Raw genomic sequence first — 1,021 nt, 5'->3', positions numbered from 1 at the left:
CAAGATATTATGAGGGAAGATACAGGGAGGCAGCTTAAATGATGTCTCCTCAAGATGAGGCCCAAAAGTGTCCGGTATTTTGGGTAGCACTACAACTCCTTTTGTGAAGAAGCTCGTTGACGAAGGGGGAGGCTACTTTTTCCTCTCGCGCCCAAGGCGTTTCGGGAAAAGCCTATTCCTCGATACCCTGCGCCAGGCATTCCTGGGAAAACGCGAGCTCTTCCGCGGGCTTTTTCTCGAAGAGAACTGGGATTGGTCCAGGAAGTATCCGGTGGTTTATATTTCTTTTGGTTCCGGGGTGATTAGGTCTCGTGATGAGCTTGTGGAGACCTTTTTTTCTATTTTGAGACGTCATGCTGACAGATATCAAATTTCTTACCACGAGAAACTCCCAAATAAACGCTTCGAAGAACTTATTTTGCGCCTTTCAGAAAAATATAATCAAAAAGTAGTCGTCCTTATCGACGAATACAACAAACCCATCCTGGACAATATTGACAAACCAGAGTTAGCGGCCGAGATCCGCGAAGAGTTAAAAAACTTCTACTCCGTACTCAAAGACGCAGACCCTTATCTCAAGTTTTGCTTCCTGACGGGTGTTACCAAGTTTTCCAAAGTCTCTATCTTCTCTGGCCTTAACAACCTGGAAGACATAACCATTTCGCCTGATTACGCGACCATATGCGGCTACACCCAGGAAGAATTTGAAAAGACCTTTGCCGACCGCCTGGAAGGGGTTGATCTTTCCGAGATGCGCCGCTGGTATAACGGTTACTCCTGGCTGGGAGAGCCTGTTTACAACCCCTTTGACATTTTGCTCTTTTTGCGCAATTTCGAGTTTCGGCCCTACTGGTTTGAGACTGGCACGCCCACTTTTTTGATAAAGCTTCTTACCGAGCGAAAGTTTTTTATCCCTGAGCTTGAGCACCTTGAAGTTGGGGAAGAACTGGTAGAAAGCTTTGAAATAGAGACGATTAAGCCTGAGACGATTCTTTTTCAGACGGGTTATCTCACCATAGAA

General features: G+C 45.9%; 1 pseudogene. It reads left to right on the top strand.

The annotated features are described in order from the left end of the window. Window positions 1–94 precede the first annotated feature (94 nt). Window positions 95–1,021, top strand: a pseudogene (locus tag H528_RS13770) (ATP-binding protein); the annotation flags it as partial.

This window comes from Thermodesulfatator atlanticus DSM 21156, assembly GCF_000421585.1.
GTDB lineage: Bacteria > Desulfobacterota > Thermodesulfobacteria > Thermodesulfobacteriales > Thermodesulfatatoraceae > Thermodesulfatator > Thermodesulfatator atlanticus.
The sequence above is the reverse complement of the archived record's forward strand: the minus strand, read 5'-3'. Positions and strand labels throughout refer to the sequence as shown.